Annotated in this window: 22 protein-coding genes and 1 tRNA gene; 7 read left to right on the top strand and 16 right to left on the bottom strand. The window is 71.8% G+C overall.

What is annotated here, in order from left to right; translation table 11 throughout:
• Positions 1-3: 3 nt before the first annotated feature.
• Positions 4-1,185 carry an ROK family transcriptional regulator gene (locus AW273_RS14250; RefSeq protein WP_062348787.1) on the bottom strand — a complete coding sequence of 394 codons (1,182 nt, stop codon included), beginning with the start codon at positions 1,183-1,185 and terminating at the stop codon, positions 4-6.
• An 88-nt stretch (positions 1,186-1,273) separates the two neighbouring features.
• Complete coding sequence (locus AW273_RS14245; protein WP_062348786.1) at positions 1,274-2,128, bottom strand: universal stress protein; 855 nt, start codon at positions 2,126-2,128, stop codon at positions 1,274-1,276.
• A 127-nt stretch (positions 2,129-2,255) separates the two neighbouring features.
• Here AW273_RS14245 and AW273_RS14240 point away from each other — a divergent pair, with 127 nt between their 5' ends.
• The gene (locus tag AW273_RS14240; RefSeq protein ID WP_157555801.1) at positions 2,256-2,888 is read left to right on the top strand and encodes a response regulator; all 633 of its coding nucleotides are present in this window, start codon (positions 2,256-2,258) and stop codon (positions 2,886-2,888) included.
• On the opposite strand, the gene AW273_RS14235 is transcribed toward AW273_RS14240, so the two are convergent.
• Positions 2,881-4,533, bottom strand: coding sequence for a sensor histidine kinase (locus AW273_RS14235; RefSeq protein WP_269750243.1), 1,653 nt, complete (start codon positions 4,531-4,533; stop codon positions 2,881-2,883). The genes AW273_RS14240 and AW273_RS14235 overlap by 8 nt on opposite strands.
• Before the next feature lie 201 nt (positions 4,534-4,734).
• Between AW273_RS14235 and AW273_RS14230 the strand changes: the two genes are divergently transcribed.
• On the top strand, positions 4,735-5,901 hold the full coding sequence (locus AW273_RS14230) for a cytochrome P450 (protein WP_232327398.1): 1,167 nt from the start codon (positions 4,735-4,737) through the stop codon (positions 5,899-5,901).
• Between the two features lie 79 nt (positions 5,902-5,980).
• On the opposite strand, the gene AW273_RS14225 is transcribed toward AW273_RS14230, so the two are convergent.
• The 6 genes from AW273_RS14225 to AW273_RS14200 all read right to left on the bottom strand — a co-directional run bounded on the left by AW273_RS14225 (position 5,981) and on the right by AW273_RS14200 (position 12,135).
• Positions 5,981-7,162, bottom strand: coding sequence for a vWA domain-containing protein (locus AW273_RS14225; RefSeq protein WP_083949761.1), 1,182 nt, complete (start codon positions 7,160-7,162; stop codon positions 5,981-5,983).
• A 5-nt stretch (positions 7,163-7,167) separates the two neighbouring features.
• Positions 7,168-8,430, bottom strand: a complete 1,263-nt coding sequence (locus AW273_RS14220; RefSeq protein WP_083949760.1) for an AAA family ATPase — start codon at positions 8,428-8,430, stop codon at positions 7,168-7,170.
• Positions 8,339-9,577 carry an ankyrin repeat domain-containing protein gene (locus AW273_RS14215; protein WP_062348782.1) on the bottom strand — a complete coding sequence of 413 codons (1,239 nt, stop codon included), beginning with the start codon at positions 9,575-9,577 and terminating at the stop codon, positions 8,339-8,341. Before AW273_RS14215 ends, AW273_RS14220 begins: the two co-directional genes overlap by 92 nt.
• Positions 9,574-10,704, bottom strand: a complete 1,131-nt coding sequence (locus AW273_RS14210) for a leucine-rich repeat domain-containing protein (protein ID WP_232327397.1) — start codon at positions 10,702-10,704, stop codon at positions 9,574-9,576. Before AW273_RS14210 ends, AW273_RS14215 begins: the two co-directional genes overlap by 4 nt.
• Before the next feature lie 2 nt (positions 10,705-10,706).
• The gene (locus tag AW273_RS14205; RefSeq protein WP_062348781.1) at positions 10,707-12,035 is read right to left on the bottom strand and encodes an SDR family NAD(P)-dependent oxidoreductase; all 1,329 of its coding nucleotides are present in this window, start codon (positions 12,033-12,035) and stop codon (positions 10,707-10,709) included.
• Positions 12,036-12,063: 28 nt separating this feature from the next.
• Positions 12,064-12,135: transfer RNA gene (locus AW273_RS14200), tRNA-OTHER, on the bottom strand.
• A 155-nt stretch (positions 12,136-12,290) separates the two neighbouring features.
• Between AW273_RS14200 and AW273_RS14195 the strand changes: the two genes are divergently transcribed.
• Positions 12,291-13,331: a cupin domain-containing protein gene (locus tag AW273_RS14195; protein ID WP_062348780.1), complete on the top strand. Its 1,041-nt coding sequence runs from the start codon at positions 12,291-12,293 to the stop codon at positions 13,329-13,331.
• 17 nt (positions 13,332-13,348) lie between these two features.
• Here AW273_RS14195 and AW273_RS14190 read toward each other — a convergent pair whose 3' ends face one another.
• The gene (locus AW273_RS14190; protein WP_062348779.1) at positions 13,349-14,542 is read right to left on the bottom strand and encodes an Nramp family divalent metal transporter; all 1,194 of its coding nucleotides are present in this window, start codon (positions 14,540-14,542) and stop codon (positions 13,349-13,351) included.
• A 242-nt stretch (positions 14,543-14,784) separates the two neighbouring features.
• On the opposite strand from AW273_RS14190, the gene AW273_RS14185 reads away from it, so the two are divergent.
• Positions 14,785-15,588 (top strand): alpha/beta fold hydrolase, encoded by an 804-nt coding sequence (locus tag AW273_RS14185; RefSeq protein WP_198168142.1) that lies wholly within the window; start codon positions 14,785-14,787, stop codon positions 15,586-15,588.
• Here the strand turns inward: AW273_RS14185 and AW273_RS14180 are convergent.
• From AW273_RS14180 to chvE, 6 genes are all read right to left on the bottom strand, one after another.
• Positions 15,494-15,952 carry a DUF3147 family protein gene (locus AW273_RS14180; RefSeq protein WP_062348778.1) on the bottom strand — a complete coding sequence of 153 codons (459 nt, stop codon included), beginning with the start codon at positions 15,950-15,952 and terminating at the stop codon, positions 15,494-15,496. The genes AW273_RS14185 and AW273_RS14180 overlap by 95 nt on opposite strands.
• A 10-nt stretch (positions 15,953-15,962) precedes the next feature.
• Entirely contained in the window at positions 15,963-16,304 is a 342-nt protein-coding gene (locus AW273_RS14175) for a DUF3147 family protein (RefSeq protein WP_062348777.1), read from the bottom strand.
• Positions 16,305-16,361: 57 nt separating this feature from the next.
• Positions 16,362-17,384 (bottom strand): LacI family DNA-binding transcriptional regulator, encoded by a 1,023-nt coding sequence (locus AW273_RS14170; RefSeq protein ID WP_062348776.1) that lies wholly within the window; start codon positions 17,382-17,384, stop codon positions 16,362-16,364.
• Between the two features lie 18 nt (positions 17,385-17,402).
• Positions 17,403-18,641, bottom strand: a complete 1,239-nt coding sequence (gene mmsB, locus AW273_RS14165) for a multiple monosaccharide ABC transporter permease (RefSeq protein ID WP_062348775.1) — start codon at positions 18,639-18,641, stop codon at positions 17,403-17,405.
• A gap of 70 nt (positions 18,642-18,711) precedes the next feature.
• The gene (mmsA, locus tag AW273_RS14160) at positions 18,712-20,268 is read right to left on the bottom strand and encodes a multiple monosaccharide ABC transporter ATP-binding protein (RefSeq protein ID WP_062348774.1); all 1,557 of its coding nucleotides are present in this window, start codon (positions 20,266-20,268) and stop codon (positions 18,712-18,714) included.
• Positions 20,265-21,371 carry a multiple monosaccharide ABC transporter substrate-binding protein gene (gene chvE / locus AW273_RS14155; RefSeq protein WP_439648628.1) on the bottom strand — a complete coding sequence of 369 codons (1,107 nt, stop codon included), beginning with the start codon at positions 21,369-21,371 and terminating at the stop codon, positions 20,265-20,267. The genes mmsA and chvE overlap by 4 nt, the downstream gene beginning before the upstream one ends.
• 150 nt (positions 21,372-21,521) lie before the next feature.
• Here chvE and AW273_RS14150 point away from each other — a divergent pair, with 150 nt between their 5' ends.
• The 3 genes from AW273_RS14150 to AW273_RS14140 all read left to right on the top strand — a co-directional run bounded on the left by AW273_RS14150 (position 21,522) and on the right by AW273_RS14140 (position 24,155).
• A complete protein-coding gene (locus tag AW273_RS14150; RefSeq protein WP_232327395.1) occupies positions 21,522-22,403 on the top strand; it encodes a bile acid:sodium symporter family protein in 882 nt (293 codons plus the stop codon).
• Positions 22,404-22,473: 70 nt separating this feature from the next.
• Positions 22,474-23,562 carry an S-(hydroxymethyl)mycothiol dehydrogenase gene (locus tag AW273_RS14145; RefSeq protein WP_062348772.1) on the top strand — a complete coding sequence of 363 codons (1,089 nt, stop codon included), beginning with the start codon at positions 22,474-22,476 and terminating at the stop codon, positions 23,560-23,562.
• Positions 23,559-24,155 (top strand): MBL fold metallo-hydrolase, encoded by a 597-nt coding sequence (locus tag AW273_RS14140; protein WP_062348771.1) that lies wholly within the window; start codon positions 23,559-23,561, stop codon positions 24,153-24,155. Before AW273_RS14145 ends, AW273_RS14140 begins: the two co-directional genes overlap by 4 nt.
• The last annotated feature ends 12 nt before the right edge of the window (positions 24,156-24,167 follow it).

Here is a 24,167-nt window from a genome sequence, read left to right as displayed (position 1 = left end):
ACGTCATGAGCTCGCCCCTATCAGCCGGGCCCTGACCATCCGGCCCTGCTCCCCGGCCGCGCCCTCGGTGTCGAACGGGGTCGCGAGCACCAGCGCCGCCGCGCCCTGGGCCCAGGAGGTGTCGTCCCAGCTCTCGACCTCGATCTCGATGTCGCGGCGGCCCGGCATGAGCTGGCGGCGGACCGCCGGGTCGAAGCCCTCGCGCCAGTGGTCCCAGTGGGCGGTGCCCTCGCCGAGGACCACGACCACCTCGGGGTCGACGACGTTTATCAACCCGGCGGTCGCCCGGCCGAGGACGGTGCCGGCCTCGGCGAAGACCTCGCGGGCGGCCGCGTCGGACCCGGCGAGCACGCCGAGGTCGTCGACCGTCTTCACGTCGAGGCCCCGGCCGCGGGCCGAGGCCACGAGGCCGGTCGCGCCCACGATGGCCTCCAGGCAGCCGTGCACCCCGCAGCCGCACAGCGGGCCGTCCACGGCGACCGGCACGTGCCCGAACTCGCCGGCGCCGCCGCGCGCGCCCCGGTAGACCCGGCCGTCGGCGACGATCGCGGCGCCCACGCCCCGGCCGATCGTGAGGACCAGGAAGTCGCGGTGGGTGCGGCCCCGGCCGTAGAGGCGCTCGGCCACCGCCAGGGCGTTGACGTCGTTCTCCAGCAGGACGGGGAGCTTGAGGCGGCGGCGCAGACGGTCGCCCACCGGCATGGCCTGCCAGCCGAGCGTGGGCGCGTTGCAGGTGCCGGCGGCCTGGTCGTCGACGCTGCCGGGCACGCAGACCCCGACGCCGAGCAGCGGGGGCACCCTGCCGAGCACGTCGGCGACGGCTTCGGCCAAATCGCCCAGCGCGTCGGGGGAGGAGGGGTCGAAGGGGGTCTCCCAGGAGCCGAGGACCTCGCCGTCGAGGCGGACCTCGACGATGACCAGGTGTTCGGCGGTCACCTTCACCCCGAGGGCCCGGCCCGCCGTGCCGGCGAGGCCGAGGCGCTGGGCGGGACGGCCGCCGCGCGACGGCTGGAGGTCGAGCTCCTCCAGCATGCCCGCCGCCATGAGCGCCTTGGTGAGCTGGGTGACCGTCGCGGGGGAGAGGTCCAGCTCCTTGGCGATCTCGGTGCGGCTGAGCGGCCCGACCGTGCCGAGCAGGGCCAGGATCGCCGTCCGCGTGAGATCGCCGCGATCGGTCGCAGCCATCGGGCTCACTTTCTTTATTGGTAAAGTTAGTCCCGAAATATGGCTGCTCAGGCGGACACTGTCAAGACTCCGAAACCAGATCGAAACCTCAGTGCCGGCCGCACGGGCGGACCACCGCGATGGGGCAGCGCGCGTGCCGGAGCACCCGGCGGCTGACCGAGCCCATGACTATGGAGTCGGCCCGGCCCCGGCCGTGCGCGCCGACCACCACGAGGTCGGCCTCCCGTGACGCCTCGACCAGCGCCTCGACCGGGTGCGCCGAGCGCAGGTCGTCCGAGACGGGCAGCGCCGGATAGCGGGTCCGGAACCGGGCGAGCCGGCTCGTCGCCACGGCCCGCTGGCCGGCCCGCACGGTGTTCAGGTCGTAGTCGATCGCGGGGGCGTAGGAGTGGGTGGGGAGCGACCAGGCGTGCAGGGCCCTGATCTCGGCGCCGTGCAGGTCCGCCTTCTCGAAGGCGTAGGAGATCGGGCGGTGGCAGTCGGCCGTGTCGTCGAGGCCGACCACGATCTCGCCGACCCTCCGTCTGGGCCGGTCGGGCACGATGATCACGGGTCCGGTGGAGTGCCCGGCCACCTGCATGCTGACCGAGCCGAGGATGCTGCCCGCGGTCCGGCCCATGCCCCGGCTGCCCAGCACCAGCCCGGCCGACTCGTCGGCCAGCCCGCGCAGCACGTCGGCGGGGCGGCCCTCGATGTTCTCCAGGCGGGTCGGCAGGCCCGGGCGGCGGGCGCGCGCGGTCTTCTCGGCCCCGCTCATGATCCGGCAGGCCACCTCGGAGAGCGCCGCGTCGAGTTCGGGGGAGGCGGCCAGCTCGTAGGGGGAGCGGTCGACCACGTGGACGATGCGCAGCCAGGCGCCGCGGCGGGCGGCGTCGTCGGCCGCCCATTCGACGGCGGCGAGCGCCGTCTCGGAACCGTCGACACCGACAGTTACATCCTTCATGACTCCCCCTTGGTCTTCTCCCTCTTCTCCATGACAACGATTGGCCTGCGGCTCGAAAGTCCCTAACCAGACAAGGAGTGACTTTGGTCCCTATTAAGGGACAAAACGGATGAATAGGTTTGAAGACATGATCCGCGTTTTCCTTGTGGACGATCACGAAGTGGTGCGGCGCGGCGTGGCCGCGCTCCTGGAGGCCGAAGACGACATCCGCGTCGTCGGCGAGGCCGGGTCGGCCGGCTCGGCGGTCACCCGGATCCAGGCGCTCCGCCCCGACGTGGCGATCCTGGACGTGCGCCTGCCCGACGGCAACGGCGTGGACGTCTGCCGCGAGGTGCGCAGCGCGCTCCCCGAACTGCCCTGCCTCATGCTCACCTCCTACGCCGACGACGACGCCCTGTTCCAGGCCGTCATGGCCGGGGCCTCGGGATACGTGCTCAAGCAGATCCACGGTTCCGACCTGGTCGGCGCGGTCCGGGCGGTGGCCGGAGGGCGGTCGCTGCTCGACCCGAAGGCGACCACGACGATGCTGCGCCGGCTCGGGGAACGGCGCGATCCGCTGGCCGCGCTGACCGACCAGGAGCGCCGCATCCTTGAGCACATCGGCCAGGGCATGACCAACCGGCAGATCGGCGAGGAGATGTTCCTGGCCGAGAAGACGGTCAAGAACCACGTCTCGCGGCTGCTGGGCAAGCTGGGCATGCAACGCCGGACCCAGGTGGCCGTCTACGCCGCCCGCATGCAGTCCGACGGGGTCAGCTGAGAGGGACGCGCCAGAGCAGATGCGTGCCCCTGTTGTCCTCGCGCCGGGCCACCTCGAAGCACCCGCCCAGGGTGGCCGCGCGCTCCTCAAGGTTGCGCAGCCCGCTGCGCCGCCCGCCGCGCGGCAGCCCGACGCCGTCGTCGTCGACGGTGAGCGTCACCTCGTCGCCCGCCACCAGCGACACCTCGACCCGCTTGGCGGCGGCGTGCCGGACCACGTTCGACAACGCCTCCCGCAGCACCGCCAGCACCTGGTCGGCGATCTCCTCGGGCACGCCGTAGTCGAGCTGCCCGTCCAGCCGCAGCATCGGACGGAACCCCAGATCGCCGTACGTGTTCTCGACCAGCTCCGCCGCCCGTGCCCGCAGCCCCGACTCGTCCGGCCCCAGCGGCCCCTGGAGGGCGAAGATGGTCGCCCGGATCTGCCGGATGGTCGCGTCGAGCTCGTCGACCGAGTGCCGCACCCGGGCCGCCGCCTCGGGGTGCTCCACCAGCCGGACCGTGCTCATGAGCGTCATCGCCACCGCGAACAGCCGCTGGATCACCACGTCGTGGAGGTCCTTGGCGATGCGGTCGCGGTCTTCCAGCAGGCTGATCCGCTCGGCGTCGCGGCGCGCCTCGGCGAGCTCCAGCGCCACCGTGGCCTGGGCCGCGAACGACTTGAGCATGTCCAGCGACGAGGTGGTGAACGGGATCCGGCCCGGCCGCTTCCCTAGGCCCAGCACCCCGCGCACCGAACCCGCGGCGCCCAGGGGGATCGCGGCGGCCGGCCCGACGACCAGCCCTCCGATGGTCTCATATCCGGCGGCGGCCACGTCGCTGACGATGAGCGCCTCGCCCGTCTTGTAGGCGCGGCCGGCCAGGGACGTGTCGAGCCCGACCTCCCCGCCGATCAGCTCGCCGGGGCCCTCGGCGACCAGCGCCCGCAGCGAGGTGCCGCCCTCGACGGGGAAGAAGACCAGGGCCGTGTCGGAGTCGGCCATCTCCTTGATCCGCTTGGCCACCCGGGCCAGCACGTCGCCCGGTCCCGCCCCCGACAGCAGGCTCGTGGTCACCTCGGCGGTGGCCTGGAACCAGAGTTCGCGGCGGCGGGTCTCCTCGTACAGGCGGGCGTTCTCGATCGCTACCCCGGCGGCCGTGGCCAGGGCGACGACGACGGCCTCGTCCTCCTCGTCGAAGTCGGCCCCGCCGCGCTTCTCGGTCAGATAGAGGTTGCCGAAGATCTCGTCCCGCACACGCAGGGGCACCCCGAGGAAGGACCCCATCGGAGGATGGCCCTCGGGGAAGCCGTAGGACTCGGGGTGGTCGCAGATCCGCGACAGCCGCAACGGTCTCGGCTCCTTGATGAGCTGCCCCAGCAGGCCGAGCCCGTGGGGCCAGTGCTCGATCCGGGCGATCTCCTCCTCGCTGAGCCCGACGGGGAGGAACTCGACGAGGGTGCGCTCGTCGCCGATCACGCCGAGGGCGCCGTAACTGGCGTCGACGAGCTCGGTCGCCGTCTCGACGATCCGCCGCAGGACCGTCTCCAGTTCCAGCTCCCCGCCGATCAGCACGACGGCTTCCAGGAGGGTGTGGACCCGGTCGCGGGTGGCGCGAACGGCGTCGAGCCGGGCCCGGAGCTCCGAGAGGAGCTCGTCCAGTCGCATGCTGGGGATCAATGGACGCGCCATAATCCCATCTTGCTTCGCATAATTGGACAAAATGCCCCGGGTTGGGTCAGTAGATCCGATGAAGCGAGGCCCCCGGCCCATCAAAAGTAAAACCGGACGTCAAGCCCCGGGAGGTTGCGCGGGCCCGGCCCGGGGCGGGATCTTGCTGAGGTAAGCCGATCTTCCTCAGGAGATTCCATGACGCTGCCCCTCAATATGCGCCGCCAGGGCTTCGACCCCGATCCCGAGCTGGCCGCCGTCCGCGCCCGGCAGGGCCTGACCAAGGTGCCCACGCCCTACGGCCGCGACGCCTGGCTGGTCACCCGCTACGACGACGTGCGCGACGTGCTCAGGAACGCCGAGCTGTTCGGTTACGGGCACGGCATCAACATCCCGCCGATGAGCGAGGAACAGGCCGGCCGCCTCAAGGCGGGCGCGTTGCTGATGATGGACCCGCCCGACCACACCCGCTTACGCCGCATGCTCACGCCCGAGTTCACCATGCGCCGCATCCGCCGCCTCGAACCCCGCGTCCGCGAGATCGTCGCCGATCACCTCGACGCGATGGAGCGGGCCGGCGCGCCCGCCGACCTGGTGGCCGACTTCGCCACGCCGATCCCGTCGCTGGTCATCTGCGAACTCCTGGGCGTGCCCTACGACGACCGCGTCGGCTTCCAGGCGCGCTCGCACACCCTGCTCGACTTCAGCCAGCCGCCGGAGGTGCGCGGGCAGGCCCAGATGGCCTCGGCCGCCTACATGGGCGAACTGGTCGCGCGGGCCCGGGCCGAACCCGGGGACGACCTGCTCGGCATGCTGGTGCGCGACCACGGCGATGACGTGACCGACGCCGAGCTGGTCGGGCTCGGCGGGCTGCTGCTGCTCGCCGGGCACGAGACGACCGCCAGCATGATCGGCCTCGGCACCCTGGCCCTGCTCCGCCACCCCGACCAGCTCGGCCTCGTGCGCGAGGATCCGGAGAAGGTCGACGGCATGGTCGAGGAGCTGCTGCGCTGGCTCACGATCATCCACTCGGGCGCCGTCAAGGTCGCCACCGCCGACACCGAGATCGGCGGCGTCCCGATCGCGAAGGGCGACGCCGTCGTGGTCTCCCTCCCGGCCGCCAACCGCGACCCCGCGCTGACCGAGAACCCCGACGCCTTCGACGTCACCCGCCGCGACCTCGCCCACGTCGCCTTCGGTTACGGCGCCCACCACTGCATCGGCGCGCCGCTGGCCCGCATGGAGATGCGCATCGCCTTCCCCGCGCTCTTCGACCGCTTCCCGGGCCTGCGTGAGGCGGGCGAGCCGGTGTTCCGCTCCTTCAACGTCGTCTACGGCCTGTCGTCGTTCCCGGTGGCCTGGTAAAAAGCGTTCTCTCCGGTACGGCTCCGCCCACCCCGGCGCCGCCCGCCGCCTCCAGTGGCGGGCGGCCGTCCGGCGCTCCTCACCCGCTCACCCGGCCCGCCGAGACGACGCCCACGCTGACCGTCTCCACCCACCCGGGCGGCGGGGGAGCCCCGGAACCGATGAGGGCCGCGATGAGCCGGCAGGCCGCCGGCTCGTCCGGCCACGGCGTGTGGCCGTCGGTCAGCACGATCACCACGTTCGGGCGGTCGCGCGCCGCCAGGGCCGCCGTGACGCCGACGCGCATGTCCGTGCCGCCGCCGCCCGCCAGCGTGACCTGCTCGGCCGAGGTCACCCGCGAGACGGCGTGGACGTCGGCGTCGCACGCCAGCACCGTCACCCGGTTGCCGTGCACGCCCACCTCGCGCAGCACCCCCGTCACCTCGGCCAGCGCCGCGGCCAGCTCGTCGTCGCCCATCGAGCCGGAGGTGTCGACCACGATCGCCACCCGGGGCAGCGGCCGGCGCAGGCTCGGCAGCACCACCCCCCGCATGGCCGCCGACCGGCGCGACGGGCGGCGGTAGGTGTAGTCGACCGCGCCGCCCGCCCAGGCGACCGCCTCGCGGACCGCCCCCGTCAGCACCCGCCGCCAGTCGACGACCGGTTCGAGAACCTGCTCCGCCCACCGCTCCCAGCCCTTCGGCAGGGTGCCCCGCGAGCGGCGGTGGGCCCGCATCGCCTCGGCGGTGTGCCGGCGCAGCGACTCGGCCTCGACCGGGCCGACCATGGGCGCGCCCTCGCCGATCTCCCACGGGGACGGACGGCCGTGGGCGCCCGAGCCGCAGTCGAGCGGATGTTCGTGGGGCGGCAGCAGCGGCACGTACTCCTCGAACAGACGGCCCGGCGCCAGGCCGAACAGGCGCGGCTCCATCCGGCCCGCCGGCAGCGGCAGCCGGTCGGCGAGCAGGTCGTCGTTGATCTCGCAGTCCTGCGCGACGTTGACGCGCAGCCGGTCCCGCTGGTCGGCCGGGGGCAACCGCCCCGCCCTGGCGTGGTGGTCGCGCAGCAGGTGGGCGACCTCGTGGATCCAGACGGCGGCCAGCTCCTCGACGGGCGTGGCGTCGACGAACGCGGGGGAGACGTAGCACCGCCAGTGCGCGTCGACGCCCATCGTGGGCACCCGCGAGCTGGGGACGATCGAGAGGGCGTACAGCGCGGTGGCGAAATAGGGCCGATCGGCCGCCGCCCGATAACGGGCGGCCAGCAACTTCACCCGGTCCATGTTCCTCAGAGCGCGCCGGAGAGCTGGAGCAGGTCGACGAACGCGTCGATGCCCGGCGGCACCGGCCAGGCGAGGTCGCGCATCGCGGCCAGGTCCATCGCCGCGCGGGCCGCCACGTCGGGGACGCCCGCGTCGACGGCCTTGGCCAGCACCACCCACCCGGCCTCCCAGCGGCGCCGGGTCAGGTCGCCCTGCACGGCCGCCACGACCGCGGTCAGGAAGGCGAGCTGGCGGTCGCCGCGCTCGGGCAGCTTGAAGGCGGCCGGGTCGGCGAGCACCCGGTCGGGGTCGGGCAGGTCGAGTTCCTCCAGGTAGGAGATGAGCTCGACGCCCGCGCCGTCGCCCACCGCGCCGACCACCGCCGCCGCGAGGGCCTCCCGGCCGGTCCCGCTCGCGTAGGCGACCGCGAGCAGCTTCAGCGCCATCTCCCACGTCCGGGGCGAGGGCCACGCCCCGCCCCGGCTCTCCGCGTCGGCGGGCAGGTGGTGCGCCAGACCCGGACGGGCGCTGAGGAAGCCCGAGACGGCGCCCCGGGCCCGCGCCACCGCGCCGGGGATGCGCGCCGCGTCGATCGACGGGATCCGCGCCGCCGGCCAGGTGCCCGCCAACCCCCGGGCGACGGTCCGGGGGTCGTGCGTCCAGCGCAGATGGACGAACCGGTTGGCCAGCGGCGGGCTCAGATGCCAGCCGTCGGCCGCGCTCGACGGCGGGTTCGCGGCGGCCACGATCCTGACCGGCTCCGGCAGCCGCAGACTGCCGACCCGCCGCTCCAGCACCACCCGCAGCAGGGCGGCCTGCACGGCGGGCGGCGCGGACGACAACTCGTCGAAGAAGACGAGCCCCCGGCCCCGCGTGGTCACCCGCACGGCCCAGTCGGGCGGCGCCATCGGCACCCCGGTCACCGCCGGGTCGTCGCCGACGATCGGCAGGCCGGCGAAGTCGGACGGCTCGTGCACGCTCGCGATGACCGTCTCCAGCGGCAGCCCGAGCCCGGCGGCGAGCTGCTCCAGCCCGGCCGACTTGCCGATGCCCGGCTCACCCCACAGCAGGACCGGCAGGTTCGCCGCCACGGCCAGGGCCAGCGCCTCCAACTGGGCGCTGGCGGCCGGTTCGGTGCGGTGGACCCGCAGCCGCCGGTTGATCTCGTCGGCGGCGGCCAGGTTGCCGAGGTCGTCGTTAATCGTCGTCCCCGTCCTCGTCGTCGTAGCTCTCGTAACCGACGCCGATGCCGGGGTGGTCGCGCTCGATCTCGTCGCGCAGGGCGACAAGGTCCTTGCGCCGGCGGCGGCGGATGATCTCGGCCAGCGACCAGCCCTCCCAGTCGGTCACGTCGATCCGTGCCCCGGCCGCGCGCAGCGCCTCGACCAGCGCGGGCGGGCCGTAGGAGGCCACCGCGTGGAACAGCGGGGTGCGCTCCTGGTAGTCGAGGCCGTTCACGTCGAGGCCCGCCGCGAGGAGCCGGGGCAGCAGCACGGTGTGGTCGACGAGGTGCAGCACGTGCAGCAGGCCGCGCTGCCGGCCGTCGCGCACCCGGGGGTCGACGCCGGCGTCCAGGAGCCGGACGACCGCCGGGGTGTCGCCGTGCTGGGCGTGCAGGAACAGCGCCCAGCGCTGGGCGCGCAGCCTCCGGGGCAGCCTGCCCTCGCCCGACGTCCACGACTGTTCGACCGCGAAGCAGCCGGAGACGGCTCCGCCGAGGGCGCGCATGGCGCGTTCACGGCGCTGTTCCTCGTCGCTGTGCTCAAGCAGGAGACGGCCGTCGCCGGAGACGACCTGGTGCCACGCCCCGCCGCAGCGCACCCGGACCGGCTCGGGCGGCGCCGGCTCCGGCGGGCCCGACGCGACCGGCGGAAGGCCGGGGAAGAGCGCCTCCCTGACCAGCGGGTGCAGGTCGTCGGGGGTGAGCAGACCGGCGTCCAGCAGCACGCGGTCGGGCAGCGACTCGTCCGTGCCGTCGCGGAGTCCGGCGGTGTGCCGGGCGTGCCAGAAGTGCCGGGCCGACGTCCAGTCGACATGGGTGGTCAGGTACGGGTCCTCCTCGTCCTCGGCGGGGACGAGGACCAGCGTCAGCCGTTGCGGGCCCTCGCTGAGCTGGGGCGTCACCACCCGCAGTTCGGTGTCGCCGTACCGGGCCAGGGTGACCTGGTGGTGGGTGCCCAGGGTGCCGCCGCCGTTGCCGCCGCGGGGCGCGTGCCAGCGCAGCAGCTCCGGCACGAGGTGCCGCAGGTCGTCGGCGAGCGCCGGGTCCTTCTCGGCCATGGCCGGGTCGAAGGCGACGTCGACGGCGGCGGCCGCGCAGGCCCCCTGCCAGTCGCCGGCCAGGCGGCGTTCCGTGGCCTGTTCGATCATCCAGCGGGGGACCGCGTAACGGCGGGCCTGCCGCCAGCGGCTCAGTTCGTCGCGGTCGAAGGTCATCGGTAGAGGCTGCCGATCGCGACCAGGTCGGGGTGGCCGGGGCCGGCCGGGCGCAGGCGCGCGGTGAACGACCGCTTCACCTTGCGGGGCAGGCCGGGCCCGAGGCCGACGTACTCCAGGTGGGTGTCGTCGGGCACGCGGTCCAGCAGGCTCTTCGCGCCGCGCCCGGTCAGGCCGGTGTGGCGCAGTTCCAGGCGGCGCAGCGGGCTGCCGGGCAGGGCGGCGGCCAGCGCGTGCGCGCCCTCGTCGCCGGTGGTGTTGGCCGGGGCGCCGAGGCTGCGCTCCGACGGCGGGCGGCCGAGGTCGAGGGACTCGATGCGGTCGAGCGAGGCGGCGAGCGCCGTCGCGCCGTCCGGGCCGACGCCGTTGCCGCCGAGGCCCAGCCTGACCGGGCGGGCCGGGTCGGCCGCGGCGGCCAGCACGGCCGCGCCCTCGTCGCCCAGATGGTTGGCCGGAAGGTAGAGCTCCCGCACGCCCCCCTCGCCGATCAGCCGCGCCAGCAGCGGCGCGACGCCGGGGCCGAGGCCGTTGCCGCCGAGGAACAGCCGCTCCAGCGGGAGGTCCCGGCTGGTGAGGGCGGTGACCAGCACCTCCAGCGAGGCCGTCGACAGGCCGGTGTTGACCAGGTCGAGGGTGCGCAGCGTGCTGTTCCAGGTGAGCATCTGCGCCAGCGCCCGCACCCCCGCCTCGCCGATCGGGTTGCGCTTGAGCCACAACGCGCGCACGCTCTGGTCGCCGCTCAGCCGGTCGGCCAGCGCCGCCGTGCCCTCCGGGCCGATGCGGTTGCAGCCGAGATAGAGGGTGCGCAGGCGGTGGTCGTCGGTGAGCGCCCCCGCGACCGCGCGCGCCCCCTCGTCGCCGATGGCGTTGGTGCCCAGCAGGAGGTGGACGGCGTGCGGCGACGCCGTCGCCACCGGCAGCAGCCGGGCCGCGCCGGGTGCGCCGAGGCCCTGCTTGCACAGGTCGACCCGGCCGTCGGGGCGCAGCGCGCCGAGCGGGAAGACCTCGTCGGCCGCGACCGGGCGGGTGTCGGCCAGCCGGGTGAGCAACGGGTCGAGAGCCGCCGCCTCGGCCGGGGGGACGTCGGGGTGCTCGATCGCCGGGCAGCGTACGGGCACAGGCTTCACGGTCACCACTCCACCGGTCGATAGTCCTTCAGGAAGAGTCCGGAGACGGGGTCGCCGCCGACCCCCCGGACGACGGGGTCGTACACCCGCGCGGCCCCGTCGATCACGTCGAGCGGCGGCCGGAAGCGGCTCGCCGCCCTCTCCGGGTGGGGGCGCTCGTCGGTGCACCACCCGGTGTCGACGCTGTTCATGTGGATGCCGCTCGCCGCGTAGTCGGGGGCGGCGGTCCGGGTGAGCATGTTCAGCGCGGCCTTGGCCATGTTCGTGTGCGGGTGGCGGACGGTCTTGTTCGCCCGCGAGAAGCTGCCCTCCATCGCCGACACCTGCACGACGTACCGGTCGGGGTGCGGCGAGGCCTCCAGCAGCCCCCGGAGCCGCGAGGTCAGCAGGAACGGCGCGAACGAGTTCACGAGCTGCACCTCCAGCCACTCGGCGGCGTCGACCTCGTGCAGCCGCAGGCTCCAGCTGTTGCGGTCGCGCAGGTCGAGCGGCTCGCCGGTCTCGTCGAGCAGACCCGCGGGGAAGAGCGCTTCGAGCTCCCCGGGGGCGGCGTCCGGACGGGCGAGGGCGGCCGGGGACACGCCGGTCGTGACGCTGATCCGGGTGGCCGGGCCCTCCAGCGGGAGGCTCTCGGCCGCCCGCACCTCACGGTGGTAGGCCGCCGGGCGGCGGATCGTCTGGGCGGCGTTGTTGACCAGCACGTCGAGATGGTCGAACCGCGCGTGCACGCTCTCCAGCAGGCCCGCGACCCCCGGCAGGTCGAGCAGGTCCACGCCGTGGACGTGCAGCCGGTCGAGCCACTCGGCCGCGTCGGGGACGGCGGCGTAGCGGCGGGCCGCGTCGGCGGGGAACCGGGTCGTCACGAAGACCTCGGCGCCGTCGCGCAGCAGCTTCAGCGCCGTCTGGAAGCCGATCTTCACCCGGCCGCCGGTGACCAGCGCCCGGCGTCCGCGCAGGTCGCAGCGGGCGGTGCGGCGGGTCAGATTCTCCTCGGCGCAGGCCGGGCAGAGCAGGTGGTAGACCGAGTGGACCTGGCCGTAGACGGCCTTGCAGACGTAGCAGCGCCGGGTCCCGGCCAGCGGCCGCAACCGCGTGGCCGGAGTGACCGGCGGCGCGGAGTCGGGGTTCTGGTCGCGGTGGCGCTCGGTGGCCGCGCTGACGAGGTCGTCGTGCTGACGGCGGCCGGCGTCGCGGGCCGCCTTGCGGGCCTTCTTGTCCGCCCGGTAGACCTGCGCGGCGGCCTCGCGGACCCGCCTCCAGCGCTCGTCGCCGGGATCGGCCGCGCGTGCCTCGGCCAGGACGCGCAGGCAGGTTTCCACGTCAGAAGCCATGCGCGTCCCCCTCCGGCAACAAAAGTGACACGGCCGACCGGATTCGAACCGGCGTCCTCCGCATCGCTTTGGGGCGCGACGACCTCTGCGCTACGACCGTGTCGCCGGAAGGCTAGCGCACATCTCCGACATTTCAGATCTTGTTCCCCCAATCTTCGGGAAACAGCACGGGCCGCCGGACGCGTGTCCTTGCCGAAATGCCGGACACATGCTGCTTAACCTGGGAAAACAGTTCGCGTCCGGGGGGATAGAGACATGCGCAAGTCGCCACACATCACCTCATTGGGGAAGGTCCGGCCCACGTTCGAGAACGACCTGGGCTCCGTCACCGTGGTCGACGAGAAGGTGCTGCCGATCCTCGACGGGCTCTCGCTGAAGAGGGTCGTGCTGGAGCCGGGCGCGATCCGCGAGCCGCAGTGGAACGTCAACGCCAACCAGCTCGCCTACGTGGTCTCGGGCACCGTCCTGGTGTCGATCCTCGGCAACGCCGACACGTTCTCCTCGTTCGTCGTGCGGCCGGGGCAGATGTACCACGTCGAGTCGGGCGCGGTTTACCACATCGAGAACATCGGGCCCGACCGCGCCGAGCTCGTGCTGGCCCTGCGCAGCGAGCGCCCGCGGCACTTCTCGGTACGCGACAGCTTCACCGCGATGACCGACGCCGTGCTCGGCAACACCTTCGACCTCCAGGCCTCGGCGTTCGCCGCGTTCGACCGGTCGCCGGCCCAGCAGATCGTCCGGCGCACCGGCCCGGCCGACGTGACGCCGACCGCCAAGCTGCCCAACGCCAAGCTGTTCGACATCGAGAGCCAGGCGCCGGTGCTGACCTACTCCTACGGCGACGCCCGGATGGCGCGGCACCAGTTCTGGGCCGCCCTCGACGACATCTCCATGTACTCCCTGCGCGTCAGGGAGAGCGGCATGCGGGAGCCGCACTGGCACCCGGTCACCGCCGAGATGGGCTACGTCGCCAAGGGCCACGCCCGGATGCGCGTCCTCGACCCGGACCTCAGCCTCGACGAGTACCTGCTCGGCCCCGGCGACCTCTACTTCGTGCCGCGCGCCTTCCCGCACCACATCGAGGTCATCGGCGACGACGAGATCCACTTCCTCATCTTCTTCGACCAGCCGATGCCCGCCGACATCGGGTACAGGGCCACCGCGACCGCCTTTTCACGCGAGGTCCTCGCGGCGACTTTCGCCATTCCCGAGAGAGAACTCCCGCAGTTCCCGTTCACCCCGATCGACCCGCTTTTCGTGCCGCGCGTCAATCCCCGCGACCCCGTGGGCAAGTGACGCCGAGAAGGAGACGGTCACAACACCATCGTGATCGGCAGCGAACAGCCCAGCAGGGCGACGACCGCCGCCGCGCCGCCCGCGACCCAGGTCGTGAGGGGCGCGTTCACCAGCGGGCCCATCAGGTCGTGGTCGCGGCAGAAGTACACCAGCAGGAACAGCACCACCGGAACGCCGAGCGAGACGACCACCTGGCTCAGCACCAGCAGGCCGGTGAGCGAGACCCCGGACAGCAGCGCCAGCACGGCCGGGGTCATCGTCACGATCCGGCGGGCGTGGACGGGCACCCGCACGTTCAGGAACCCCCGCATCACGACGTCACCGGCGAGCGTGCCGATCCCCGACGACGACAACCCCGACGACAACAACGCGACGGCGAAGGCCAGCGCGGCGAACCCGCCCGCACGGGCGGCGAGTTCGGCGTGGGCGGCGGTCAGGTCGCCGGTCCAGGCGCCGCCGCTCGCCACCCCGAGCCCGGCGCCGAGCGCGATCATCGACACGTTGACGACCGTGGCCACGCCGAGCGCCAGCGAGCAGTCCCACCGCAGGATGCGCCGGACCAGCGCCGGCCGCGCGCGGGCCGCCTCGGTGGACATCCCACGCCCCTGGACGAGCGCGGAGTGCAGGTAGACCGCGTGGGGCATGACCGTCGCGCCGACGATGCCCATGGCCAGCAGCGGCGCGCCCGCCCCGCCCAGGTTCGGGATCAGCCCGGCCGCGAGGCCGCTCGCCGACTGGTGCCCGGTGGCGAGGATGTCGTAGCCGACCCCGGCCCCGACGAACATCAGCGCCGCCGCGCTCATCAGCTCGAACGGCCGGGTGCGGCCCTTGCGCCGCAACTCCAGCAGGGCCAGCGAGATCACCGCCGTGGTGATCGCCGACAACCACACGGGCATGCCGAACAGCAGCCGCATCCCGATGGCCGCCCCGACGAACTCGGCCAGGTCGGTGGCGAGCACGACGATCTCGGCCTGCGCCCACAGCAGCAGGCTCCCGCGCCGGCCGAACCGCTCGCGGCACAACTCGGGCAGGCTCCGCCCGGTCGCCATGCCGAGCTTGGCCGCCTGGAACTGCACCAGGATCGCGACCAGGCTGGCCAGCACCACGACCCAGACGAGCAGATAGCCGAGGGTCGCCCCGGCGGTCAGGTTGGTGGCCACGTTCCCCGGATCGACGTAGGCGATGGCCGCGACGAACGCGGGGCCCAACATGGACGCCGGCGCGGGAACTTTCCGCGTTGATGGCCGTATGTCGGATTTAGTGGTATTGGGGCGAGCAATCACAGTGATTTCCCTAATTGTTGGGTATTGGAAATCGCCACACCGCGTCAAATGTTCCCGTTGCGGGTAAGCCGTGAAACGCGGCGCCATTAATTGCGCATTTACGATAAATGTGGATATGTTCGTTTGGTGACCAATGCGAGTGAGGCTTCACCGCACATCCGGGGGGAACCGTGTCGAAGAAGTCGCTCCTGGCCGTCGTCGTGACGCTCGCGGGCGTCGTCCCGGCCCACGCCGCCGAGGCGGCCCCGGGGCGGGTGTGCCCGGTCGAACCCACCGTCGTGCTGGTCCACGGCGCGTGGGCCGACACGTCGAGCTGGGCCGGCGAGGTGGCCGCGCTCCAGCGGTCGGGCCACACCGCCCGCGCCATCGGCAACCCGCTGCGCGACCTGACGAGCGACGCCCAGACCGTGCGCGACGTCCTCGACACGGTCGAGGGCCCGGTCGTCCTGGTCGGTCACTCCTACGGCGGTTCGGTCATCACCAACGCCGCCACCGGCGACCCCGACGTGAAGGCCCTGGTGTACGTCGACGCGGCCGCCCCCGCCGCGGGCGAGAACACCATGGAGCTCAGCGGGACGGGCTCGGCCCTGGGCGGGCGACCGGAGACCCTCTACGACCAGACCGCCGCCCCCGGCACCACCGCCAAGGACCTCTACCTGAAGAAGGACGTCTTCCAGAACGCGTTCGGCCAGGATCTGCCCAAGACGCGGTCGGCCGGGTTGTGGGCCACGCAGCGGGCCGCCTCGATGACCGCGTTCACGAGCCCGTCGAAGGAGCCCGCCTGGAAGACGATCCCGTCGTGGTACTTCATCGCCACCGGCGACAAGATCATCGTGCCGGACTCGCAGCGCGCGATGGCCAGACGGGCCAAGTCGAAGGTCACCGAGTTCGACGGTGGCTCCCACCTCGCCCTGATCTCCCAGCCGGAGGCCGTGACCCGCGTGATCGAAGACGCGATCTGCTCGCTTCGCTGACCACGTAGATGAGCGCGGCCACGGCCATCCACGCCGCCAGCGCCAGGAGGAGCACGAGCCACGGGGAAAGGCGGAGCCCCAGCAGCCAGACGCAGGCGGCGAAGGCGACCAGGCCGGCCGCCCCGAAGATCGCCCCCATGGCGTCCTTGGCGGCCGGGCCGCGCTTGTGCTCCTCCTCCTCGATGAGCGTCAGGGTGGCGCCCAGGATGGCGGGGAACCCCAGCCAGACGCCCCCGGCGAGCGACCCCCAGCGCTCGCCGACCAGCCCGGCGATCACCGAGATGGCCGCGCCGAACACGAACCTGACCAGCAGGTCGCGCGGCCGGGTGCTCCGGAGCCGCGACACCCGGAACGTCACCGTCACGAGATCACCGTCACGAGATCACCGTCCAGCCCAGCCAGGCCACGAGCGCCCAGAGGGCCAGCGCGCCGGTCGAGCCCTTGAGCGCGCCGAAGCGGCGGACCAGCGGGACGGCCAGCGCGCAGTAGGCCACCAGCGCCACCGCTCCGGCGATCATGCCGAGCCCCGACCGCGCCAGATCGCGGGGCCCGTCGCTCAGCGCGGTGATGACCATCCCGCCGATGGCCACGGCCGGGGCGGCGGCGAAGATCCCGGCGAACCGCTTCGGCGAGGTCGCCTCCCCGAGCAGCGCGAAGCACATCACGAGGACGCCCCCGAACACCCCCCGGGCCACGATCAACCAGACGTCGTCCATGGAAGATCGTTGCCCGCTGGGGTGCTGCGATCAGGTCATGGGCGGGGTAATTCGGGTTTACCGGCGGCTGGTCGACTCCCGGACGACCAGTTCCGGCTCGACCGTGCGCCGTTCGGAGGTGTCGTGGCCGACCATCCGGTTCAGCAGGAGCTGGAAGGCCTGACGGCCCAGGGTGGCGAAGTTCTGCCGGACCGTCGTCAGCGGCGGCCAGAAGTGGGCCGCCTCCGGGACGTCGTCGTAGCCGACCACGCTGACGTCTTCCGGCACCCTGCGGCCGGCCTCGCGGAAGGCCCGCATCAGGCCGAGCGCCATCGGGTCGTTGGCCACGAACACCGCCGTCACCGACGGGTCACGCGACAACCGTTTGCCCTGCTCGTAGCCGCTGTTCGCGGACCAGTCGCCGGCCAGCGGCGACGGGATCTCGCGCCCGCGCAGGGCATGGCGCCAGCCCTGCATGCGGTTGTTGGCGTCGATCCAGTTGGCCGGGCCGCTCAGGTGGTGGACGGTCTGGTGCCCCAGTTCGAGCAGGTGCCGGGTGGCCCTGACCGCGCCGGCGTGGTGGTCGACCGCCACGGCCGGGACCGACAGGCGCTCGCCGCCGCCGACGTCGACCACGGGCAGGTCGGGCGGCAGGTCGCGCAGCCCGTCGGCGGCCGACTCGTGGGGCACGATCACGATCACGCCGTCGACCGACTGCTGCCGGAGCCGGTCGACGCCCTCGGCGATCGACCGCCGGGTCATCGCCTCAAGACTGGCGATGTTGACCAGGTAGTCGTGTTCGCGCGCGGCGCGTTCGATGGCGTAGAGGGTGGAGGCGGGGCCGTAGAGGGTTGTGTCGAAACTCACCACTCCGAGCACGCCCGAGCGGCCCGTCACGAGGGAACGGGCCGCGAAGTTGGGCCGGTAGCCGAGCTCCTGGACGGCCGCGAGGACCCGCGCGCGGGTTTCGGGGCGCACCTTCTCCGGAGCGTTCAGGACGCGGGAGACGGTCATGGCCGAGACGCCCGCGAGGCCGGCGACGTCTTCGAGAACGGCCGCTTTGGTGCGCTCGGCCGGCTCGCCGCCGGAGGATGTGGTCATGGGATCCAAGCCTATGACCTAACGGGCGGCGCGCCGCTTGGCCCACACGTCGAATGCCACCGCAGCCAGCAGCACGACGCCCTTCACGAGCATCACGCGCTCGCTCGGTGAGCCGATGAGGGACATGCCGTTGTTGATCACACCCATGATGAGGCCTCCGGTGATCGCGCCCACTACCTTCCCGACGCCGCCCTGCACCGCCGCGCCGCCGATGAACGCCGCCGCGATGGCGTCGAGCTCGAAGGCGTTGCCGGCGGTCGGCCCGGCCTGGTTCAACCGGCCCGCGAAGATTACCCCCGCCAGCGCGGCCAGCACGCCCATGTTGACGAAGATCCAGAACACCACCTGCTTGACCTTGATGCCCGACAGCACCGCCGCCTGCAGGTTCCCGCCGATGGCGTAGATCTGCCGTCCGAACACCGCCCGGTTCGTGACCAGCGAGTACGCCAGCACGAGCCCCGCGAGCAGCACCAGCACCCACGGCAGGTTCCGGAAGCGGGCGAGCTGGACCACCACGAACATGATCACCGCGGCGGCCGTGACGATCTTCAGCAGGAACACCGGCAGCGGGTCGACGGCCTGGTGGTAGCCGAGCCGGGCGGTCCTGGTCCGCCACTGCGACAGCGCCATGCCGCCGACGACGAGGACCCCGACGAGCAGCGAGAAGGTGTCCGCCCCGCCGAGCACTCCCAGACCGACGTTGCCGAAGTAGCCGTCGGTGAACCCGTTGGAAAGCGTCCTGACGGGGTCGGGGAAGGGGCCGATGCCCTGGTTGCCCAGCACGGTCAGCGTCAGCGCCCGGAACAGCAGCATCCCGGCCAGCGTGACGATGAACGCGGGAATCCCGAAGTAGGCGATCCAGTATCCCTGCCAGGCGCCGATGAGCCCGCCCGCGATGAGGGTGAGCACCAGCGCCACGGGCCACGGTATGCCGTAGTCGACCATCAGCACGGCGGCGATCGCGCCCGTGACGGCGACGACCGACCCGACCGACAGGTCGATGTGCCCGGCGATGATGATCAGGATCATCCCGATCGACAGGATCAGGATGTAGGAGTTCTGGACGATGATGTTCGAGATGTTCTGCGGCTGGAGCAGCGCGCCCTCGGTGAGGATCGTGAACAGCACGACGATCAGGGCGAAGGCGATGTAGATCCCGCTCTGCCGGATGTTGAGCGAGACCCCGAAGACGGTGGTCCTGGCCGGACCGGCCGGCGGCGGCCCGGCGGGGACGTCGGTGGCGGAGACGCTGCTCATCGGACCTCCAGGTGTGTGGCGAGGTGGTCCCGGCGCGGGCAGGTCGGCGCGTGCGGGCCTCGATAGTCGGTCATCGGGCTGGGTCCTTGCTGGTCAGCGTGGTCATGAGTGTCATCAGGCGTTCCTGGGTGGCCTCGTGCCGGGGCAGTTCGCCGGTGATGTGACCGGCCGACATGGTGTAGACGCGGTCGCACAGGCCCAGCAGTTCGGGCAGTTCCGACGAGATGACCAGCACGGCCTTCCCGGCGTCGGCGAGGCGGTTGATGATCGAGTAGATCTCGTACTTGGCGCCCACGTCGATGCCGCGCGTCGGCTCGTCGAGGATCAGCACGTCGGCGTCGGTGAAGATCCACTTCGACAGGACGACCTTCTGCTGGTTGCCGCCGCTCAGCTTCCCGGTCACGCTCAGCACGCTCGGGGCCTTGATGTTCATGTCGTGGCGGTAGCCCTCGGCGACGCGGTACTCCTCGTTGTCGTCGACCCAGCCGCGCCGCGCCAGCCGCCCGAGGTCGGCGGCCGAGATGTTGCGTTTGATGTCCTCGATCAGGTTCAGGCCGTAGCGCTTGCGGTCCTCGGTCGCGTACGCGATGCCGTGGCCGATCGCGTCGCGCACGCTCCTGATCTCCACCTGGCGGCCGTCGCGGTAGACCCGGCCGGTGATGTCGACGCCGTAGGACCGGCCGAAGACGCTCATCGCGAGTTCGGTCCGGCCCGCGCCCATGAGCCCGGCCAGGCCGACGATCTCGCCGTGCCGTACCGACAGATTGGCCTTGGAGACCACCACGCGGTCGCGCTGGACGGGGGAGTGCACGGTCCAGTCCTCGATCCGGAACGCCTCCGCGCCGATCGACGGCTCGTGCGGCGGATAGCGGTGTTCCAGGTCGCGGCCGACCATGCCCGAGATGATGCGGTCCTCGGTGACGTCGTCGGCGTCCATGTCGAGGGTCTCGATCGAGCGGCCGTCGCGCAGGATGGTGACCCGGTCGGCGATCGCGGCGATCTCGTTCAGCTTGTGCGAGATGATCACGCAGGTGATGCCCTCGGCCCGCAGGCCGCGCAGCAGGTCGAGCAGGTGGGCCGAGTCCTCGTCGTTCAGCGCCGCCGTCGGCTCGTCGAGGATGAGCAGCCGCACCTCCTTCGACAGCGCCTTGGCGATCTCGACGAGCTGCTGCTTGCCGACGCCGATGTCCGAGACGGTGGTGACCGGGTTCTCGGGCAGGCCCACCCGGTCCAGCAGGGCCTGCGCCTCGTGGTTGGTGCGGTTCCAGTCGATCAGGCCGCGCCGGGACCGCTCGTTGCCGAGGAAGATGTTCTCCGCGATCGAGAGCTGCGGGCAGAGCGCCAGCTCCTGGTGGATGATGACGATGCCCCGCTGCTCGCTGTCCCGGATGCCGGCGAACCGGCACTCCTGGCCGTCGAAGGAGATCTCGCCGTCGTAGGAGCCGTGCGGATAGACCCCCGACAGCACCTTCATCAGCGTCGACTTCCCGGCGCCGTTCTCGCCGCAGATGGCGTGGATCTCGCCCCGGCGCACGGACAGGTTCACGTCCTGGAGCGCCCGTACGCCGGGGAAGGTCTTGGTGATCTCCCGCATCCGCAGGATGTCACCCTGGGTTGGAGAGCTCATTGCAGTTCGGAGGCCTCGTAGTAGCCGGAGTCGACCAGCGTCTGGGTGTTGGACTTGTCGACGATGACCGGGTCGAGCAGGTAGGACGGGACCACCTTGTTGCCGTTGTCGTAGTCCGTGGTGTTGTTGACCTCCGGCTTGCCGCCCTTGAGGAGGGCGTCGGTCATCTTCACGGTCACGTCGGCGAGCTGGCGGGTGTCCTTGTAGATCGTCGAGTACTGCTCGTCGGCGAGGATCGACTTGACCGAGGCGAGCTCGGCGTCCTGGCCCGTGACCACCGGGTACGGCTGCTCAGAGGTGCCGTAACCGTTGGACTTCAGGGCCGACAGGATGCCGATCGACAGGCCGTCGTAGGGGGAGAGCACGCCGTCGACGTGGTCGCCGCCGCTGTAGGTCTTGGTGAGGATGTCCTCCATGCGCTTCTGCGCGGTCGCCGGGTCCCAGCGCAGGATCGCGACCGTCTTGAAGTCGGTCTGCCCGCTCTTCACGTTCAGGACCTTCTTGTCGATGTACGGCTGGAGCACCGACATCGCGCCGTTGAAGAAGAACGTCGCGTTGTTGTCGTCGGGCGACCCGGCGAACAGCTCGACGTTGAGGGGACCCTTGGTGGAGTCGTCCACCTTCAGGCCCTGGAGCAGCGAGGTCGCCTGCTGGACGCCGACCTTGAAGTTGTCGAAGGTGGCGTAGTAGTCGACGTTGGGGGAGTTGCGGATCAGCCGGTCGTAGGCGATGACCGGGATCTTCTTGTCGGCCGCCTGCTGGAGCTGGGTGGTGATGGCGGTGCCGTCGATCGAGGCGATGATCAGGAGCTTGGCGCCCTTGGTGATCTGGTTCTCGATCTGGTTGATCTGGGTGGGGATGTCGTTCTCGGCGTACTGGAGGTCGACCTGGTAGCCGAGTTTCTCCAGCCCCGCCTTGACGTTGTCGCCGTCGGAGATCCAGCGCTCCGACGACTTGGTGGGCATCGTCACCCCGACCAGGGCCCCCGCCGGGCCCGCGGCGGCCGACTGGGAGGCCTCCGCGTCGACGGTCTTCTGGGTGGACCCGCACGCGGCCAGGGCGGTGGCCATAAGGAGGGCGGCGGCGATCCGAGGGAATCTCACGTGCGTCATGCGAAGACTGTTATCGTTAACATAAAACGTGTCAATAGTTCGTTATGAAACCGAGTCAACGGGATGGGAGCGTTACCATCCCTTGATCGCCGGCAGGGCGGCTGCTACAACCGGCGGAACCCCCGAGAAATACGGTGTTCCGTGCAACAGTCGATTCTCACCTCCGTCGCGCTGCCCGCCGCGCTCGCCCTCATCATGTTCGGGCTGGGCCTGTCTCTGACCCTCCGCGACTTCGCCGACGTCGCCACCCGCCCCAAGGCCGTCGTGATCGCCCTGGTCGCCCAGGTGCTGATCCTGCCCGCGATCTGCTTCGGCCTGGTCGTCCTGTTCGACCTCGAACCGCTGCTCGCGGTCGGCATGATGCTGCTGGCCGCCTCGCCCGGCGGCACCACCGCCAACCTCTACAGCCACCTGTTCGGCGGCGACGTCGCGCTGAACGTGACGCTGACCGCGGTCAACTCGGTGCTCGCCGCGTTCACCCTGCCGCTCGTGGTCAACCTCTCGATCGGCCACTTCGTCGAGGGCGGCGGCGAACTCGGCCTCCAGGCCGACAAGGTCCTCCAGGTGTTCGCGCTGGTCCTCATCCCGGTCGTGATCGGCATGCTGGTCCGCGCCTGGAGGCGGTCGTTCGCCGACCGCGCCGACAAGCCGGTCCGCGTCGCCTCGGCGCTCGTGCTGGCCGCCGTCATCGCCGGCGCGATCGTGCAGGAGCGCGAAAGGCTGCTCGACCACCTCGCCTCGGTCGGCCTGGTCGCGGTGTTGTTCTCGGCGATCAGCCTGACCATCGGCTACTGGCTGCCGCGCCTGTTCCGGGTCGGCCGCCGCCAGGCCATCGCGTCGGGCATGGAGATCGGCATCCACAACAGCACCCTGGCCATCACGATCGCCCTCAGCCCGACCCTGCTGAACAACTCGACGATGTCGATCCCGCCCGCCGTCTACGGGGTGCTGATGTTCGGCACCACGCTCGTCTTCGGCTACGCCGTCAGGGGTTCGTCCAGATCCGGGCCGGCGTCGCCTTGAACAGGTCGTCATCGCGAGGCGGCACGGCGTGCTCCTTCCGGTCAGAGATCCAGTCCAGCACAATCGGTCCATGACACACGAAGTACGCGGCGTGGTGGCCCGGGCCAAGGGCGCCCCGGTGACGCTGGAGACGATTCTCGTGCCCGATCCGGGCCCGGGCGAGGCGCTGGTCAAGGTGGAGGCGTGCGGCGTCTGCCACACCGACCTGCACTACCGCGAAGGCGCGATCAACGACGACTTCCCGTTCCTGCTGGGCCACGAGGCGGCCGGCGTCGTGGAGGCCGTCGGCGAGGGGGTCACCGAGGTCGCGCCCGGTGACTTCGTGATCCTGAACTGGCGGGCCGTCTGCGGCCAGTGCCGCGCCTGCCTGCGCGGACGCCCCTGGTACTGCTTCAACACCCACAACGCCACGCAGAAGATGACCCTGGCCGACGGCACGGTGTTGTCACCGGCCCTCGGCATCGGCGCGTTCGCCGACAAGACCCTCGTGGCCGCCGGGCAGTGCACCAAGGTCGACCCGGCCGCCGGCGCGGCCGTCGCCGGGCTGCTCGGCTGCGGCGTCATGGCCGGGTTCGGCGCGGCGATGAACACCGGCAACGTCGGCCGGGGCGACTCCGTCGCCGTCATCGGCTGCGGCGGCGTCGGCATCGCCGCGGTCATGGGCGCCCGGCTGGCCGGCGCGGCGAAGATCATCGCCGTCGACATCGACCCCCGCAAGCTCGAATGGGCCAAGGACCTGGGCGCGACCCACACGGTCGACTCCTCCTCGGCCGACCCCGTCGAGGCGATCCGCGACCTGACCGGCGGCCACGGCGCCGACGTCGTGATCGACGCGGTCGGCATCCCGAAGACGTACGAGCAGGCCTTCTACGCCCGTGACCTGGCCGGGACCGTCGTGCTCGTCGGCGTGCCCTCGCCCGAGATGCGCCTGGAGCTGCCGCTGCTCGACGTGTTCGGCCGCGGCGGCTCGCTCAAGTCGTCGTGGTACGGCGACTGCCTGCCCACCCGCGACTTCCCGATGCTGATCGACCTGCACCTCCAGGGCCGCATCGACCTGGCCGCGTTCGTCTCCGAGACGATCCCGCTCGACGGCGTCGAGGCCGCGTTCGAGAAGATGCACCACGGCGACGTGCTCCGGTCGGTAGTGGTCTGGAAATGACCCGCATCGACCACGCCGTCACCTCGGGCACCTTCAGCCTCGACGGCCAGACCTTCGACGTCGACAACAACGTGTGGGTGCTCGGCGACGACGCCGAGTGCGTCGTGTTCGACGCCCCCCACGACGTCGACGCGATCCTGAAGGTGGTCGGCGGCCGGCACGTGAAGGCGATCCTGGCCACCCACGCCCACGACGACCACGTGCGGCAGGCCCCCGCCCTGGCCGAGGCGACCGGCGCGCCGATCCTGCTGCACCCCGACGACCTGCCGGTGTGGCGGCTCACCCACCCCGACCGCGCCCCCGACGGCGAACTGTCCGACGGGCAGACGATCGAGGTGGGCGGCACGACCCTGACGGTCCTGCACACGCCGGGCCACGCGCCGGGCGCGTGCTGCTTCCACGCCCCCGACCTGGGAGTGGTCTTCACCGGCGACACCCTGTTCCAGGGCGGTCCGGGCGCGACCGGGCGGTCGTTCTCCGACTACGACACGATCGTGGCCTCGATCGCGGCGAAGCTGCTGACCCTGCCCCCGGAGACCGTCGTGAAGACGGGCCACGGGCCCGACACGACGATCGGGGCGGAAACCCGCTGAACGTTTCACGCC

The organism is Herbidospora yilanensis (assembly GCF_001570565.1).
GTDB classification, from domain to species: Bacteria; Actinomycetota; Actinomycetes; order Streptosporangiales; family Streptosporangiaceae; genus Herbidospora; species Herbidospora yilanensis.
This window is presented reverse-complemented; position numbering and strand designations above follow the sequence as displayed.